The sequence below is a fragment of the Streptomyces afghaniensis genome (assembly GCF_044327915.1).
In the GTDB taxonomy this organism is placed as follows: Bacteria; Actinomycetota; Actinomycetes; order Streptomycetales; family Streptomycetaceae; genus Streptomyces; species Streptomyces afghaniensis.
This window is the reverse complement of record NZ_JBIRGJ010000004.1, coordinates 78,831-92,438: the sequence shown is the minus strand read 5'-3', so window position 1 is coordinate 92,438 and position 13,608 is coordinate 78,831. Positions and strand designations below refer to the sequence as shown.

At 72.7% G+C, this 13,608-nt stretch carries 13 protein-coding genes; 4 read left to right on the top strand and 9 right to left on the bottom strand.

Translation table 11 applies throughout. From position 1 onward, the window contains the following. Positions 1 to 16 precede the first annotated feature (16 nt). Entirely contained in the window at positions 17 to 1,171 is a 1,155-nt protein-coding gene (locus ACH4G3_RS14960; RefSeq protein WP_397624837.1) for a CapA family protein, read from the bottom strand. 223 nt (positions 1,172 to 1,394) lie between these two features. Between ACH4G3_RS14960 and ACH4G3_RS14955 the strand changes: the two genes are divergently transcribed. From ACH4G3_RS14955 to ACH4G3_RS14945, 3 genes are all read left to right on the top strand, one after another. After that, entirely contained in the window at positions 1,395 to 1,940 is a 546-nt protein-coding gene (locus ACH4G3_RS14955) for a sigma-70 family RNA polymerase sigma factor (protein WP_306960889.1), read from the top strand. Between the two features lie 151 nt (positions 1,941 to 2,091). Next, positions 2,092 to 2,604 (top strand): hypothetical protein, encoded by a 513-nt coding sequence (locus tag ACH4G3_RS14950; protein ID WP_020275826.1) that lies wholly within the window; start codon positions 2,092 to 2,094, stop codon positions 2,602 to 2,604. Positions 2,605 to 2,755: 151 nt separating this feature from the next. Beyond that, positions 2,756 to 3,409 (top strand): zf-HC2 domain-containing protein, encoded by a 654-nt coding sequence (locus ACH4G3_RS14945; protein ID WP_397624836.1) that lies wholly within the window; start codon positions 2,756 to 2,758, stop codon positions 3,407 to 3,409. Between the two features lie 133 nt (positions 3,410 to 3,542). Here the strand turns inward: ACH4G3_RS14945 and ACH4G3_RS14940 are convergent, their stop codons facing one another. The 3 genes from ACH4G3_RS14940 to ACH4G3_RS14930 form a co-directional block, all read right to left on the bottom strand. Further along, positions 3,543 to 4,406, bottom strand: coding sequence for an Fpg/Nei family DNA glycosylase (locus ACH4G3_RS14940; protein ID WP_397624835.1), 864 nt, complete (start codon positions 4,404 to 4,406; stop codon positions 3,543 to 3,545). Positions 4,407 to 4,428: 22 nt separating this feature from the next. Continuing rightward, on the bottom strand, positions 4,429 to 6,516 hold the full coding sequence (locus tag ACH4G3_RS14935; RefSeq protein ID WP_397624834.1) for a SpoIIE family protein phosphatase: 2,088 nt from the start codon (positions 6,514 to 6,516) through the stop codon (positions 4,429 to 4,431). Positions 6,517 to 6,593: 77 nt separating this feature from the next. Beyond that, positions 6,594 to 7,754: a DUF6777 domain-containing protein gene (locus tag ACH4G3_RS14930; RefSeq protein ID WP_397624833.1), complete on the bottom strand. Its 1,161-nt coding sequence runs from the start codon at positions 7,752 to 7,754 to the stop codon at positions 6,594 to 6,596. Positions 7,755 to 7,894: 140 nt separating this feature from the next. Between ACH4G3_RS14930 and ACH4G3_RS14925 the strand changes: the two genes are divergently transcribed. Beyond that, the gene (locus ACH4G3_RS14925; protein ID WP_397624832.1) at positions 7,895 to 9,316 is read left to right on the top strand and encodes a lipase maturation factor family protein; all 1,422 of its coding nucleotides are present in this window, start codon (positions 7,895 to 7,897) and stop codon (positions 9,314 to 9,316) included. Here the strand turns inward: ACH4G3_RS14925 and ACH4G3_RS14920 are convergent. Genes ACH4G3_RS14920 through ACH4G3_RS14900 form a run of 5 tightly spaced genes read right to left on the bottom strand, consistent with a single transcriptional unit; the run spans position 9,304 to position 13,604 of the window. Next, positions 9,304 to 10,131 (bottom strand): amidohydrolase family protein, encoded by an 828-nt coding sequence (locus ACH4G3_RS14920; protein WP_397624831.1) that lies wholly within the window; start codon positions 10,129 to 10,131, stop codon positions 9,304 to 9,306. The two genes, ACH4G3_RS14925 and ACH4G3_RS14920, sit on opposite strands and share 13 nt — an antisense overlap. Continuing rightward, the gene (locus ACH4G3_RS14915; protein ID WP_397624830.1) at positions 10,128 to 10,445 is read right to left on the bottom strand and encodes an L-rhamnose mutarotase; all 318 of its coding nucleotides are present in this window, start codon (positions 10,443 to 10,445) and stop codon (positions 10,128 to 10,130) included. Before ACH4G3_RS14915 ends, ACH4G3_RS14920 begins: the two co-directional genes overlap by 4 nt. Continuing rightward, complete coding sequence (locus ACH4G3_RS14910) at positions 10,442 to 11,512, bottom strand: aldo/keto reductase (RefSeq protein ID WP_397624829.1); 1,071 nt, start codon at positions 11,510 to 11,512, stop codon at positions 10,442 to 10,444. Before ACH4G3_RS14910 ends, ACH4G3_RS14915 begins: the two co-directional genes overlap by 4 nt. Beyond that, positions 11,509 to 12,264, bottom strand: coding sequence for an SDR family NAD(P)-dependent oxidoreductase (locus ACH4G3_RS14905; protein ID WP_397624828.1), 756 nt, complete (start codon positions 12,262 to 12,264; stop codon positions 11,509 to 11,511). The genes ACH4G3_RS14910 and ACH4G3_RS14905 overlap by 4 nt, the downstream gene beginning before the upstream one ends. Continuing rightward, positions 12,261 to 13,604 carry an L-fuconate dehydratase gene (locus tag ACH4G3_RS14900; RefSeq protein ID WP_397624827.1) on the bottom strand — a complete coding sequence of 448 codons (1,344 nt, stop codon included), beginning with the start codon at positions 13,602 to 13,604 and terminating at the stop codon, positions 12,261 to 12,263. The genes ACH4G3_RS14905 and ACH4G3_RS14900 overlap by 4 nt, the downstream gene beginning before the upstream one ends. Between the last annotated feature and the right edge of the window lie 4 nt (positions 13,605 to 13,608).

Sequence of the window (13,608 nt, the reverse complement as noted above, 5' to 3'; positions counted from 1 at the left end):
GGGCGGCTGTGCCGGCCTACTTCCCCATCACCAGGCCGTCCTCGGCCGCGCCCCGGCTGAGCACGACGTCGCGGATGCGGTCGCGGACGGCCTGTACGCCGGCGCCCTGGGCGATCGCCCGGTTGAGGTTGACGACCCGGCCGGCGTCGACGTCGAACAGCTGCGGGACGAACTCGGCCTTCGTCACCTCCCAGCGGCCGCCCGGCCGTGCGGGCGGGGCGAAGGTGAAGCGGCCGAGGGTGGACTGGTTGCCGCGCGGGTCCCGGGCGCCCTGGTGGTTGGTCATCTCGCCGGCGATCTGGTCGCCCATGCCGTAGATCACCCAGGTGCCGTTGACCTTCTCGTAGGCCTGCGGGACGTGCGCGTGGGTGCCGAGGATCAGGTCGATGGCGGGGCGGCTCCCGCTGCGCTCGGCGGTGAGGCTCCGGGCCAGGGTCAGCTGCCGTTCGTCGGGGGTGTCCTGCCATTCGGTGCCCCAGTGCAGGGAGACCACGACCACGTCGGCGCCCGCCTCGCGCGCGGCCCGGGCGTCCGCGAGGACCGTGGTCTCGTCGATGAGGTTCACGGCCCAGGGCTGCCCGCCGGGGAGCGGGATGCCGTTGGTGTCGTAGGTGTAGGCGAGGTGGGCGACCTTCGCCGGACCCGCCTGGAGGACCGTCACCGTGCGGGCCTCCTCCTCGGTGCGTGCCGAGCCGGCGTGCCGGACGCCCGCGCGGTCGAGGGCGTCGAGGGTGCGGCGGATACCGTCGGCGCCGTCGTCGAGGGTGTGGTTGGAGGCGGTGGAGCAGCCGTCGTAGCCGGTGGCGGCGAGGGCCGGGGCCACCTCGGGCGGGGACTTGAAGGCGGGGTAGCCGGTGTAGTCGCCCCTCGCGCCGTACACGGTCTCCATGTGGCACAGGGCCACGTCGGCAGGGGCGACGACGGAGCGGATCCCGGCGAGCATCGGCCGGAAGTCGTAGCCGGTGCCGCCGGCGTCGAAGCGGGCCCGTTCGATGATCGAGGTGTGCGGGAGGACGTCGCCGGAGGCGACCAGTGTGAAGCCGCGTGGTGCGACCGCGGACGGTGCCGAGCGTCCATGGCCGGCCGGTTCGTGGTTGCGCGCCTGGCAGGCGGCGCCCGCGGCGAGGGCGACGGTCAGGGCCAGGGCCACCTGTCGACTGCGTGCGATCATCCATTCACCCCACGGTGGGCGTTGTGGTCGTATTTACACACGAACAGGAAAGAAGGCACACAGCGCCCCACGCGGCTCCGACACGCTCATCAGCCCGTCCGGCACCCGCATGGCCGGACGCCGTGACCGTTCGTCGAACCGTTCGTCGACGCGATCGACCGTCCGCCGCACAGCCGGGTACGTGCCCTGTCCCCCCGGCTGCGCCCTGCGGTGGCATACGGCCATGACGGCCGGATCCACTCTCACGAACGGGACGACCGCCGAGCACGAGCTCGCCGCACTGCAGCGGGAGCACGGCCGGCCCCTCTTCGCGCTGCTGCTCCGGCTCTGCGACGGCGACCGGCAGCGCGCGGAGGACCTGGTGCAGGAGACGCTGGTGCGTGCCTGGCAGCACCCCGAAGCCCTGCGCGCCGACGACTTCGACTCCGTACGGCCCTGGCTGATGACCGTCGGGCGGCGGCTCGCGATCGACGCCCGGCGGGCCCGGCAGGCGCGTCCCGCCGAGGTCGGCGACGCCGTGCTGGAGAACGCGCGGGTCATCTCCGACCACGCCGAGCGGGCCGCGGCGATGCTCGACGTCCGCCAGGCTGTGAAGACACTCACTCCGGAACACCGTGAAGTCCTGGTGCTCGTGTACTTCCAGGGGGCGAGTGTGGCGGAAGCCGCGGCGACCCTCGGGATCCCGCCCGGTACCGTGAAGTCCCGCGCGTACTACGCGCTGCGCGCCCTGCGCCGGGTGCTTCCGGGATACGCCGCCGACCTGCGCTGAAACCAATGGCCGAGTCAAGCCTCCGTAAAGCGCCTTGCTGAGGACCCCGGTTGAGTAATCGGCTGTTCCCATCCGTGTTCCGGATGGGGCCGCCAGTGCCCCGGAGCCCGGTGTCGGGCGACGCGCACGTACCGGAGGAAGGCAGGAAGGGATGCTGCACAGAAGCGAAGAGGGCACGGACGGCGCCGGCGGTGAACTGACCGTCCCCATGGCGTGGTTGTATGCCGAGTACATCGCCGACGAGCTGCTGCGGACCGGCGATCTGATGCCGCCGACGTCCTTCGAGTTCCGCGCGGGGCGGGACGCCCTGGCGCTGACCATCTTCCTCTCCGACACCGAGGGAGAGCTCTCCGGGATCCGGGTCGTCACGCAGTTGGAGACGTGGCTGTCACTGACGGCGTACGACCAGCCGTGGCAGGAGTGGGTGCGCGAGCGGCTCGCCGAGGTCGCCGCCGCGGCCGCGGAGTCGGGCCGGCCCGCGCCGGACCTGGACCTGGCGGAGGAGGCCTGGCGCTGGCTCCAGGAGACGGAGCTGCTCGCGCCCGACCTGAACGCGGTGCCGGGCGGTGCTCCGGTGGTCGGGGAGGACGAGGGGCCGAAGGTCTGGACGCCCGCCTGGCAGCTCGGACTGCCGCTGGGACACCTCGCCATCCATCTTTTTTAGATTTCTGCGGCCCCGGACCAATCCGCGGGCCGGAGGGCTCCGAATCCTTTGGTTGCGATTGTGTCACCGGCTTGAGTGATTCCGCTGCCTGGTCCGTACCGGTGGGAGCAAGGAGTAACCCCACCCGCACCCAACGGCACGAGGATTCGGCATGAGGTCCCTGGAAAGGCATCGCGACGTCGGCGCCTACGCGCTCGGCGTGCTGGACGAGGCGGAGGCCTTCCGCTTCGAGGACCACCTCATGGAGTGCCCTCGGTGCGCCGCAGAGGTGACGGAATTCGGCCCGACCACACGGCAGTTGATGCTGTACCGGCGGGCGACGCCACGGTTCGTGCACCCGATGGCGCAGCCCGGGCCGCGCATGCTGGACCGGCTGCTGGCCGAGGTGGCGACCCGGCGCCGGGCCGGACGCCGCCGCATGCTGTTCGGCCTGGCCGCGTCGGTGATGATCGCCGTGTCGGTACCCGGCGTGGCGATGATGGCGCGGGGCAGCGCCGAGGAGCCGGTGCGGATCGCTGCGACCGACGCGCGGTCGGGTGTCTGGGCCCAGGTCACGGTGGAGGACAAGGCCTCGGGCAGTCAGGTCGAGCTGAAGGTGAAGGACGCGGCCGGTCCCCGGTCCTGCCACCTGGTCATCGTCGGCCGTGACGGCACCGAGGAGACCGCGACCAGCTGGCACGGACCCGGGCACGACACCCACCCCAGCACGATGATGGCCAGTTCCTCCAAGCATCCCGACGAGACCGCCCGCTACGAGGTCCGCTCGGCGTCCGGAGAGGTCCTGGTGAGACTCCAGCCCCAGTAGACCGGTCCGTCCGCGAAGGGGCTGTCGTCCATCCGCCCCTGCCGCCGGGCACGCCGTGCGCCCCGGAGCCGGGCGACCGGGTGCTGATGTACACACGAGTGGTCGCCCCCGCCCCGCTGAGGGCGGGGCCGGGTCACTTCAGCAGCCGGGACATCCTGCGGTCCGCCAGCGGTTTGCCGCCCGTCTGGCAGGTCGGGCAGTACTGGAGCGAGGAGTCGCTGAAGGACACCTCGCGGACGGTGTCGCCGCACTCCGGGCAGGGCTCGCCGGTGCGGCCGTGCACGCGCAGGCCGCTCTTCTTCTCGGCCTTCAGCCGGCCGGCCGCCACGCCCCGGGAGCGTTCGACCGCCTCGGTGAGCGTGTCGCGCAGGGCCGCGTACAGCCGCCCGGTCTCCTCCTCGCTCAGGGACGCGGCCAGCTTGAAGGGCGACATCTTCGCCGCGTGCAGGATCTCGTCGCTGTAGGCGTTGCCCACGCCCGCGATCAGGCCCTGGTCGCGCAACGCGCCCTTGAGCTGCCGCCGTTCACCGGCCAGGAGTTCCGTGAAGCGCCGCTCGTCGAAGTCGTCGGCCAGCGGGTCCGGGCCGAGCCGGGCGATGCCCTGGACCTCCTGCGGGTCCGCCACGACGTACACCGCGAGCCGCTTCTGGGTGCCGGCCTCGGTCAGGTCGAAGCCGGCGCCGGTCTCCAGGGCCACGCGCAGCGCGAGGGGGCCCTTGCCGGGGCGGGGCGGGCCGTCGGGCAGGCGGTCCTTCCAGTGCAGCCAGCCGGCGCGGGCCAGATGCGTCACGAAGTGCGGCCCGTCCTCGGTCCCGATGTCGAGGAACTTGCCGTACCGGCGCACGGCGGCGACCTCGTGGCCCTCCAGCGCGGACAGGGGCGGATCGTACGTCTTCAGGACGCTGATCGCGACGGGCAGCACCCGCACGATCTCGTGGCCGACGAGGTGCTCGGTGAGGAAGTCCTTGAGCGCCTCGACCTCGGGGAGTTCCGGCATAGGTCCAGAGTGCCACGCGGTCTCACTCGGGGTCGGGCACCACGAACTCGCACCACACGGCCTTGCCGCCGCCGCGCGCCTCCACGCCCCACACGTCGGTGAGCAGCTCGACCAGCAGCAAGCCCCTCCCGGAGACGCCCGACTCGCCCGCCTCGCGGCGGCGTGGCAGGGCGCTGGAGGAGTCCTCGACCTCGACGCGCAGCCGGCGCTCGGAGCCCGTGAGGGCCCGCAGGGTGACGATCGCGGAGCCCTCGGTGTGCATCAGGGCGTTGGTGATCAGCTCGTCGGCGACCAGTTCGATGTCGTCGGCGCGCTCCCTGGCTCCCCAGACACCGACCGCGGTGCGGATCATGTGCCGGGCGTCGGCCAGGGCCGCCGGGTCGCCGGGGGCGACGTGCCGCTGGAGCCGCTGGCCGGACCGCGGGCTGTCCGGGCCGCGCCGGCGCAGCAGGAGCAGCGCCACGTCGTCGTCGCCGCCGCGCTCGGCGGCCACGTCGATGAGCCGGTCGGCGAGGTCCCGTACGTCGTCGGGACCGGTGGCGACGAGTGCGGTGAGGGTGCGCATACCGTCGTCGAGGTCGGCGCCGGGCTGCTCCACCAGGCCGTCGGTGCACAGCAGCAGCGTCTCGCCCGGGTCCAGCTCCACGGTGCTCACCGGGTAGTCGAGGCGGCCGAACTCGGCGGACAGGCCGAGCGGCAGGCCGCCCGGGACGGTGACGCGGCGGCAGGAGCCGTCGGTGTGCCGCACGAGCGGATCGATGTGGCCGGCCCGGACCATCTGGAGCACGCCGGTGGACAGGTCGGCCTCCGCGTACAGGCAGGTCGCGGAGCGGTCGGTGTCGAGTTCGTGCAGGAAGACGGAGGCGCGGGCCATCACGGTCGCCGGGGTGTGCCCCTCGGCGGCGTAGGCGCGCAGCACGATGCGCAACTGGCCCATGACGGCGGCCGCGTGCGTGTCGTGGCCCTGGACGTCGCCGATGACGGCGCCGACCCGGCCGCCGGGCAGCGGGATCAGGTCGTACCAGTCGCCGCCGATGTCCCGCCCGACGGAGCCGCCGATGGTGGCGGCGCGGTAGCGGACGGCGACGTCGGCCCCGGGCACGCTCGGGATGGTCCGGGGCAGCATGGCCTGCTGGAGGCCCTGCGCCAGGTCCATCTCCTGCTCGTAGAACATGGCCCGCTGGAGGCTCTGCGCGATGCTGCTGCCGAGGGCGACGAGGATGTTGCGCTCCTCGGGGGTGAAGCCCCGCCGGTCGCTGTAGAGCAGGCCCATCGCACCGATCGGCCGTGCCTGGACGATGAGCGGCAGATAGGCGGCCGACGTGATGTTCAGGTCGGTGATGTGCGGCCAGAGGATCGGGTAGCGCTCGGCGAACTCCTCCGGCGACTCGATGAAGCAGGGGCTGAGGGTCCGTACGGCCTCGCTCATCGGGTAGGGCTCGTCGATCCGGGTGATGCGGGTGCCGGGCACGAAGCTGTCCGAGGGACCCTCGGCGACCAGGCGGATGCGACCGGCCTCGACCAGGCCCATGACGAGGCTGGTGGCACCCAGGTGGACGAGGCCGTGGGTGTCCTTGAGGACGTCGATGACGTCCTGGACGGTGCGGGCGTGGGCGAGGGCGGCCGTGGTGAGTTCGACGACGCTGGTCTGCTGCCGGCGGGCCTCGTCCTGGGCGGCCTCGTCGCTGCGGGCCTCACTCTCGGCGAGTTCCTCGGTGGCGTCCCGGACGATGCCGATGATGCGGCGGGGCCGTCCGGTGTCGTCGCGGCGGATGTAGCCCTGGGTGTGGGTCCAGCGCAGGGAGCCGTCGCGGCGCCGGATGCGGAAGTAGGCGCCGTAGTTCTCGCTGCCGTCCTTCAGGGCCTGGGAGACCGCGGTGTCCAGGCGCCGGGCCTCGCCGGGCGGGACGCGCTTGGCGAGCGTCTCGGGGTGGTCGTCGTACTCGTCGGGGCGCATGTCGAAGATGTCGTGGGCCTGGGCGTCCATCTGCATCAGGCCGGTGTCCAGGTCCCAGTCGAAGCTGCCCATCCGGTTGAGCGCGAGGATCGGGTCCGGGTGGGCGGGCCAGTCGTCCGGGAGGGACAGGGCGCTCGCTCCCCGATCAGCCATGGGCCCACCTTGCCAGGATTCGTCCGATTCTTCGACCGGATGTGCTGAGTTTACGGGCCACTCCGCCGAACGGGCCCTCAGTTGGTGAAGACGTCCGTGGGGCTGCCGGGGATGCTCTCGACGGCCCGGTCGTCGGGAATCAGCCCGGCTCCGTCGGGCGGATCGGGACTGTCCGGCACGGCGTCGGGGCCGACCTCGTCGGCGTCGGGGCCGGCGGGGTCTTCGGGGGACGGTTCGTCGGGCAGCGGGCCGGTGCCGTCGGCCGGTGGTGCGTCCGTGGTGGTGACCTGGGGGCTCATGTCACTCGGGTAGCTCGCGTCCCAGGAGGACGTGCCTGCCGGGTCCGGCGAAGCGCCTGACTCGCGTGAGAGCGAAGCGCCTGACTCGCGCGGGAGCTCGGACGGCACCGGCGCCGGTGGCGGCGGGTCCGTCGCCCAGACCGGTGGCGGCAGTGCCCGGTCGTGGCGTACGTCGTGGCCGGTGCGCCGTTCGATCCAGGTGCGGGTGGTGACGTCGACGATCGTGAAGGTGGCGATCACCTGTGGGGCGGGGGTCACGACGATGACCCGGCCGGGCCGGTAACCGGGCCAGGGGGTGCCCTTGGTGTCCGGCGTGCCGCGCGGCGCCACCGGCGGGCGGAGCGGATTGCCGCAGGCGCACCGTACGCGCGGCACCCCTCGGTCGTCGACCAGGACGGCGGTGCCCGCCTGGAGGACGGCCTGGTGGCCGAGTGCCCGGCCGGCGCGGAAGCCGTGGCCGGTGACGCGGGTGTCGGCGCGCAGCACCACCGGGGTCAGTCCGCGCAGGTGGTCCGGGACGGACGCCGGGGAGACGCCCGCGACCCGGGCGAAGGCGCGCGTCTTCGCCCGGTCGCGGGTGAGGTGGCCGATCTGCCGGGCGACGTCACAGCTGCCGGTCCGCTCGATGCCGCCGTACAGGCCGGGTGTTCCGCCGGAGAGCGAGCGCAGGGCGTTCAGACCGGCGGAGACCCGGGCGGCGCCGCCCGGGGGGACCGACTCCGGCGTTCGGGGGGTGGGGGACGGGGTAACCGTCGTGGTGGCCGTGGAGTCCGTGAAGGGGTTCGGCCCCTGGACCGCGGCCGGCTGGAGGAAGAGTGCCCCGCCGGCGCCCGCGGCGTCGCCATCGCCGTCGCCGCCGCTGTCGCCCCCGCAGCCGGAGAGGAGGAGCGCGGCCAAGAGCGCGCAGGCCGTGACGAAGGTCCCGGTAGGTCTCCGCACCTCACCCTCCAGCCCACTTCGTCACATATATCGCCGTCATCACTATTGTTTGCTTCACTCACTCAGGTCACGCAACCGGAACGGTGGCACACGGAGCGTGACACCGAGGTCCGGCGCAGCACTGGGAGGTACGCAGGGCCGTGGACTGGTTCACCGCATCCGACTACTGGCTGAGCCGGCTGGTCTTCCAGCGGGCGCTGGCCGCCGTGTACCTGGTCGGGTTCCTGACGGCGGCGCTGCAGTTCCGCGCGCTGATCGGGCAGCGCGGCATGCTGCCGGTGCCGCGGTTCGTCGAGCGGGTGCCGTTCAAGCGGGCGCCGAGCCTGTTCCAGCTGCACTACTCGGACTCCTTCTTCGCCGTCTGCGCGTGGGCGGGCTGCGCGGTGTCGGCGGGGCTGCTGGCCGGGCTCGACTCGCTGCTGCCCCTGTGGGGCGGCATGCTGCTGTGGCTGGTGCCGTGGGTGCTGTACCTGTCGATCGTGAACGTGGGGCAGACCTGGTACTCGTTCGGCTGGGAGTCGCTGCTGCTGGAGGTCGGCTTCCTCGCCGTGTTCCTCGGCAACGACGAGGTGGCGCCGCCCGTCGTGGTGCTGTTCCTGCTGCGGTGGATCCTGTTCCGTGTGGAGTTCGGCGCGGGACTGATCAAGATGCGCGGCGACGAGTGCTGGCGGAAGCTGACGTGCCTGGACCACCATCACGAGACGCAGCCGATGCCGGGCCCGCTGAGCTGGTTCTTCCACCATCTGCCCAGGCCCCTGCACCGGGTCGAGGTGGCCGCGAACCACTTCACGCAACTCGTGGTGCCGTTCGCGCTGTTCACCCCGCAGCCGGTCGCGACGGCCGCCGCCGCGCTGATGATCGTCACCCAGCTGTGGCTGGTGCTGTCGGGCAACTTCGCCTGGCTGAACTGGATCACGATCGTGCTGGCCCTGTCGGCGGTGGAGTTCCCGGGCGATCCGCCGTCGGTGCCCGACGCGCCGCTCTGGTACGAGGTCGTGGTCCTCGCGGTCGCCGCGCTGCTGGTGGGTCTCAGCTACCAGCCCGTCCGCAACATGATCTCCCGCCGGCAGATCATGAACCGCTCCTTCGACCCGCTCCATCTGGTCAACACCTACGGCGCGTTCGGCAGCGTCAGCCGGGTCCGCTACGAGGTGGTCGTCGAGGGCACGGCCGACGACGTCCCCCGCGAGGACTCCGACTGGCGGGAGTACGAGTTCAAGGGCAAGCCCGGTGATCCCCGGCGCTGGCCGCGCCAGTTCGCGCCGTACCATCTGCGCCTCGACTGGATGATGTGGTTCGCGGCCCTCTCCCCCGCGTACGCCGGTGTGTGGTTCGGCGCCCTGGTGGAACGGCTGCTGGAGAACGACCGCGACACGCTGAAGCTGCTGCGCCGCTCCCCCTTCCCGCCCGACGCGCCGCCCCGTTTCGTCCGCGCCCGCCTCTTCCGCTACCGGTACACGACCTGGCGCGAGCTGCGGGAGACGGGCGCGTGCTGGGAGCGGACGTACGTACGAGAGTATCTGCCGCCGACGCGGCTGACCGGGGTGGCTCAGAGGTCGTAGACGCGGGTGGCGGTGCCCCCGAAGATCCGGGCGTGTTCCAAGGGGCCGGTCAGCCGGCGCGCGGTGTCGAGCACATCGCCGTAGGCCGCCGCGAGGGTGCACACCGGCCAGTCCGAGCCGAACATCAGACGGTCCGGGCCGAAGGCTTCCAGTACGACGTCGGCGTACGGGCGCAGGTCGTCGATCGTCCAGGACGCGAGGTCGGCTTCGGTGACCATGCCGGAGAGCTTGCAGACGGTGTGGGGCAGCGCAGCGAGGGCCCGGAGGCCGGACGCCCAGGGTTCGAGGGCGCCGGAGGCGATGGGCGGCTTGCCCAAATGGTCGAGGACGAAGGTGAGCTGCGGGAGGGCGGCGGCCGCCTCGGTGCAGGCCGGGAGCTGGTGGGGCAGCACGACCAGGTCGTACACCAGCCCCGCCTCGGCCACCGCGGTCAGACCGCGGCGTACGTCCGGACGCAGCAGCCACTGCGGATCCGGCTCGCCCTGGACCTGGTGCCGGATGCCCTTGAGGTACCGCCCACCGGGCAGTTCACGCAGCCGGGCCAGCTCGTCGGCGACATCGGGGCGGGTGAGGTCGGTCCAGCCGACGACCCCGGCGATCAGCTCGTGCTCGTCGGCGAGGGCCAGGAACTCCGGGGTCTCCTCGGGGACGGTGACGGTCTGGACGAGGACGGTGCGGTCGACGCCCGCCGCGCGGGCCTCGGGTGCGAGATCCTTCACGGTGAAGTCGCGTCGGATCGGGCTGCCTTCCGCGATCCAGTCCTGGTCCCGCACGGACAGGTCCCAGACGTGGTGGTGGGCGTCGACCACGGTCATGACGGCAGCTCCCAGACGACGGGCAGCCCGGCGTCCGCGCCCTCGCCGGAGTAGTCGTGCACCACGTCCAGCAGTTCGGCCATGCGGGCCTGCCAGGCGACGTTGACCGGCAGTTTCTCCAGTTCGGCGAGGAGACGGGCGTAGTCCTCGCACTCCAGGACGTGGAACAGGTCGGTGCCGCTGCGCCAGATCGTCCAGGAGGTGGCGCCGGCGGCGCGGATGGCCTCGGTGAGCTCCTCGGGCACCTCGCGGTGGGCGGCCTCGTAGTCGGCGATCCTGTCGGCGCGGACCTTGGTGTGCAGGGCGACTCTCATGACGGCTCCTTGGCCGGGGCCTCGGACGGTGCCTTGGACGGCGCGTCGGACGGCGCGTCGGACGGCGCGCTGGACGGCGTCCTGGCCGGTTCCTCGGCGGGGACCGGGGCGTCGGCGGGCAGCAGGCCCTTGGCGCGCAGGTCCTGCCAGAACCCGGCGGGCACGCGGGCGGCGAACTGATGGGCGCAGTCGCGGACTTCGTGCGCCGAGCGGGCTCCGACGAGGACGCTCGCGACGGCCGGGTGGGCGGCGCAGAAGGCCAGGGCGGCGGCGCGCAGCGTGGTGCCGTGGCGGTGGGCGACGGACTTCAGGCGCAGCGCCCGCTGGACCAGGTCGGAGGGTGCGACGGTGTAGTTGTACTTCGCGCCCGGCTGCGGATTCGCCAGCAGGCCGGAGTTGAAGGCGCCGCCGATGACGACGGACTTGCCGCGTTCGTGGGCCGCGGGCAGCAGGCCGGTGAGGGCGCTCTGGTCCAGCAGGGTGTAGCGGCCGGCGCACAGCACCACGTCGACGTCGGTGTCGCGGACGAAGCGGGTGAGCATCTCCGCCTGGTTCATCCCGGCGCCGATCGCCCCGACCACGCCCTCCGAGCGGAGCCTCTCCAGCGCCGGGTAGCCCTCGCGGAAGGCCCACTCGGCGTGCTCGTCCGGGTCGTGGAGGTAGACGATGTCGACCCGGTCGAGGCCGAGGCGCTCCAGGCTGGACTCCAGGGTGCGGCGGATGCCGTCGGCGCTGAAGTCCCAGACGCGCCGGTGGGTGGCGGGCACGGCGAAGCCGCCGGCGAGGTCGTCACCGGTGCCGTCCGAGGGCTCCAGGCGGCGGCCCACCTTGGTGGAGACGGTGTACCGGTCGCGGGGGTGGCCGCGCAGGGCGGCGCCGAGGCGGCGTTCGGACAGGCCGAGGCCGTAGTGCGGGGCGGTGTCGAAGTAGCGGATGCCCCGCTGCCAGGCGGCCTCCACGGCCTCGTGGGCCTGCTCCTCGCCGACCTCGGTGTACAGGTTGCCGATCGCCGCCGCGCCGAAGGACAGGGCGCTGACCCGGACGCCGCTGCCGCCGAGCCGGTTCACCGCGTCACCGGGCGCAGCCGCAGGCCCTGCATGCCGCCGTCGACGGCGAGCGAGGTGCCCGTGGTGGCGCCGGACAGGGGGCTCGCCAGGTAGGCGATGGCGCCCGCGACCTCGGCCGGGGAGACCAGGCGGCCGGTGGGCTGACGGGCCTGCAGGGCGGCGCGTTCGGCGGCCGGGTCGGGGGCCGCGTCGAGGAGGCGGCCGACCCAGGGCGTGTCGACCGTGCCCGGGTTGACGCAGTTGACGCGGATGCCCTCGCGGACGTGGTCGGCGGCCATGGCGAGGGTCAGCGAGTACACGGCCCCCTTGGTGGCGCTGTACAGGGCGCGTTGCGGCAGGCCCGCGGTGGCCGCGATGGAGCAGGTGTTGACGATCGCCGCCTGCGCGGAGGCGCGCAGCTGGGGCAGGCAGGCGCGGGTGGTGCGGACCATGCCGACGACATTGACGTCGTAGACGCGGTGCCAGTCGTCGTCGGAGTTGTCCTCGACGGTGCCCTGGGCGCCGATGCCCGCGTTGTTCACCAGGACGTCCAGTCCGCCGAGGTCGGCGACCGCCGCCGCGACGGCCTCGCGCACGGACGCGTCGTCGGTGACGTCCGCGCGGTAGGCCAGCAGGGGCTTGTCGACCGGCGACGGGTCCAGGTCGAGGACGGCGACCTGGGCGCCGCGCTCGGCCAGGAGTTCCGCGGTCGCCCGGCCGATGCCGGAGGCGCCGCCCGTCACCAGGGCCCTGATGCCCTCGAAGTCGCTCATGCAGCCCGACCCTTCTTCTGCTCGTCGAGGTCGGCGGCCCAGAACTCGCCGCCCGGGTAGGTGTACCGCGCCAGCGACTCGGGCCGCATGGCGGCCGAGAAGCCCGGCGCGGTGGGTGCCGTGTAATGACCTTCGCTGATGACGACCGGGTCGAGGAAGTGGGCGTGCAGATGGTCGACGTATTCGATGACGCGGTCCTCGGTGGTTCCGGCCAGGGCCACGTAGTCGAACATCGACAGGTGCTGGACGAGTTCGCACAGGCCGACGCCGCCCGCGTGCGGGCAGACCGGGACGCCGAACTTGGCCGCGAGCAGCAGGATCGCGAGGTTCTCGGGGACACCGCCGACGCGGGCGGCGTCGATCTGGACGACGTCGAGCGAACCGGCCTGGAGGAGCTGTTTGAAGACGATCCGGTTGTGCACGTGTTCGCCGGTGGCGACCTTCACGGGGGCGACGGCGCGGCGGATCGCCGCGTGGCCGAGGATGTCGTCGGGGCTCGTGGGCTCCTCGATCCAGTAGGGGTCGAACTCGGCGAGGGCCTTGGTCCAGCGGATCGCCTCGTCGACGTCCCAGCGCTGGTTGGCGTCGACGGCCATGCGGATGTCCGGGCCGATGACGGACCGGGCGACCCGGCAGCGGCGGATGTCGTCGTCGAGGTCGGCGCCCACCTTGAGCTTGATCTGCCGGAAGCCGTCGGCGACGGCCCGGGCCGCGAGCCGCGTGAGTTTCTCGTCGTCGTAGCCGAGCCAGCCGGGCGAGGTGGTGTAGGCGGGGTAGCCGCGCTCCAGCAGCCGGGCCGTGCGCTCCTCGGCGCCCTGTCTGCCGTGGCGCAGCAGGGTCAGGGCTTCCTCGGGGGTGAGGGCGTCGGTGAGGTAGCGGAAGTCGACCTGGCGGACCAGCCATTCGGGTTCGGCCTCGGCGAGCAGCCGCCACAGCGGCAGGCCGGCGCGCTTGGCGGCCAGGTCCCACACGGCGTTGACGACCGCGCCGATCGCCATGTGCATCACGCCCTTCTCGGGCCCGAGCCAGCGCAGCTGGCTGTCGCCGATCAGGTCGCGGTTCAGGGTGGAGGGGTCGGCGCACAGGTCGTCGACGGAGCGGTCGATCAGGTGTCCGCGCAGCGCCTCGATCGCGGCGACCTGCACCTCGTTGCCCCGCCCGATGGTGAAGGCGAATCCGTGCCCCTCGTGCCCGTCGGCCGCGTCCGTGCGCAGGACGACGTAGGCCGCCGAGTAGTCGGGGTCCGGGTTCATCGCGTCGGAACCGTCGAGCTCGCGCGAGGTGGGGAAGCGGATGTCGTGGGTGTCGACCGCGGTGATGCGGGCGGGCGTCGGGGACACGGGG

Bases quoted from the DNA above. Each gene is read 5' to 3' on its own strand.
- ACH4G3_RS14960 (WP_397624837.1), bottom strand. From the start codon at position 1,171: ATGATCGCACGCAGTCGACAGGTGGCCCTGGCCCTGACCGTCGCCCTC.
- ACH4G3_RS14955 (WP_306960889.1), top strand. From the start codon at position 1,395: ATGACGGCCGGATCCACTCTCACGAACGGGACGACCGCCGAGCACGAG.
- ACH4G3_RS14950 (WP_020275826.1), top strand. From the start codon at position 2,092: ATGCTGCACAGAAGCGAAGAGGGCACGGACGGCGCCGGCGGTGAACTG.
- ACH4G3_RS14945 (WP_397624836.1), top strand. From the start codon at position 2,756: ATGAGGTCCCTGGAAAGGCATCGCGACGTCGGCGCCTACGCGCTCGGC.
- ACH4G3_RS14940 (WP_397624835.1), bottom strand. From the start codon at position 4,406: ATGCCGGAACTCCCCGAGGTCGAGGCGCTCAAGGACTTCCTCACCGAG.
- ACH4G3_RS14935 (WP_397624834.1), bottom strand. From the start codon at position 6,516: ATGGCTGATCGGGGAGCGAGCGCCCTGTCCCTCCCGGACGACTGGCCC.
- ACH4G3_RS14920 (WP_397624831.1), bottom strand. From the start codon at position 10,131: ATGACCGTGGTCGACGCCCACCACCACGTCTGGGACCTGTCCGTGCGG.
- ACH4G3_RS14915 (WP_397624830.1), bottom strand. From the start codon at position 10,445: ATGAGAGTCGCCCTGCACACCAAGGTCCGCGCCGACAGGATCGCCGAC.
- ACH4G3_RS14905 (WP_397624828.1), bottom strand. From the start codon at position 12,264: ATGAGCGACTTCGAGGGCATCAGGGCCCTGGTGACGGGCGGCGCCTCC.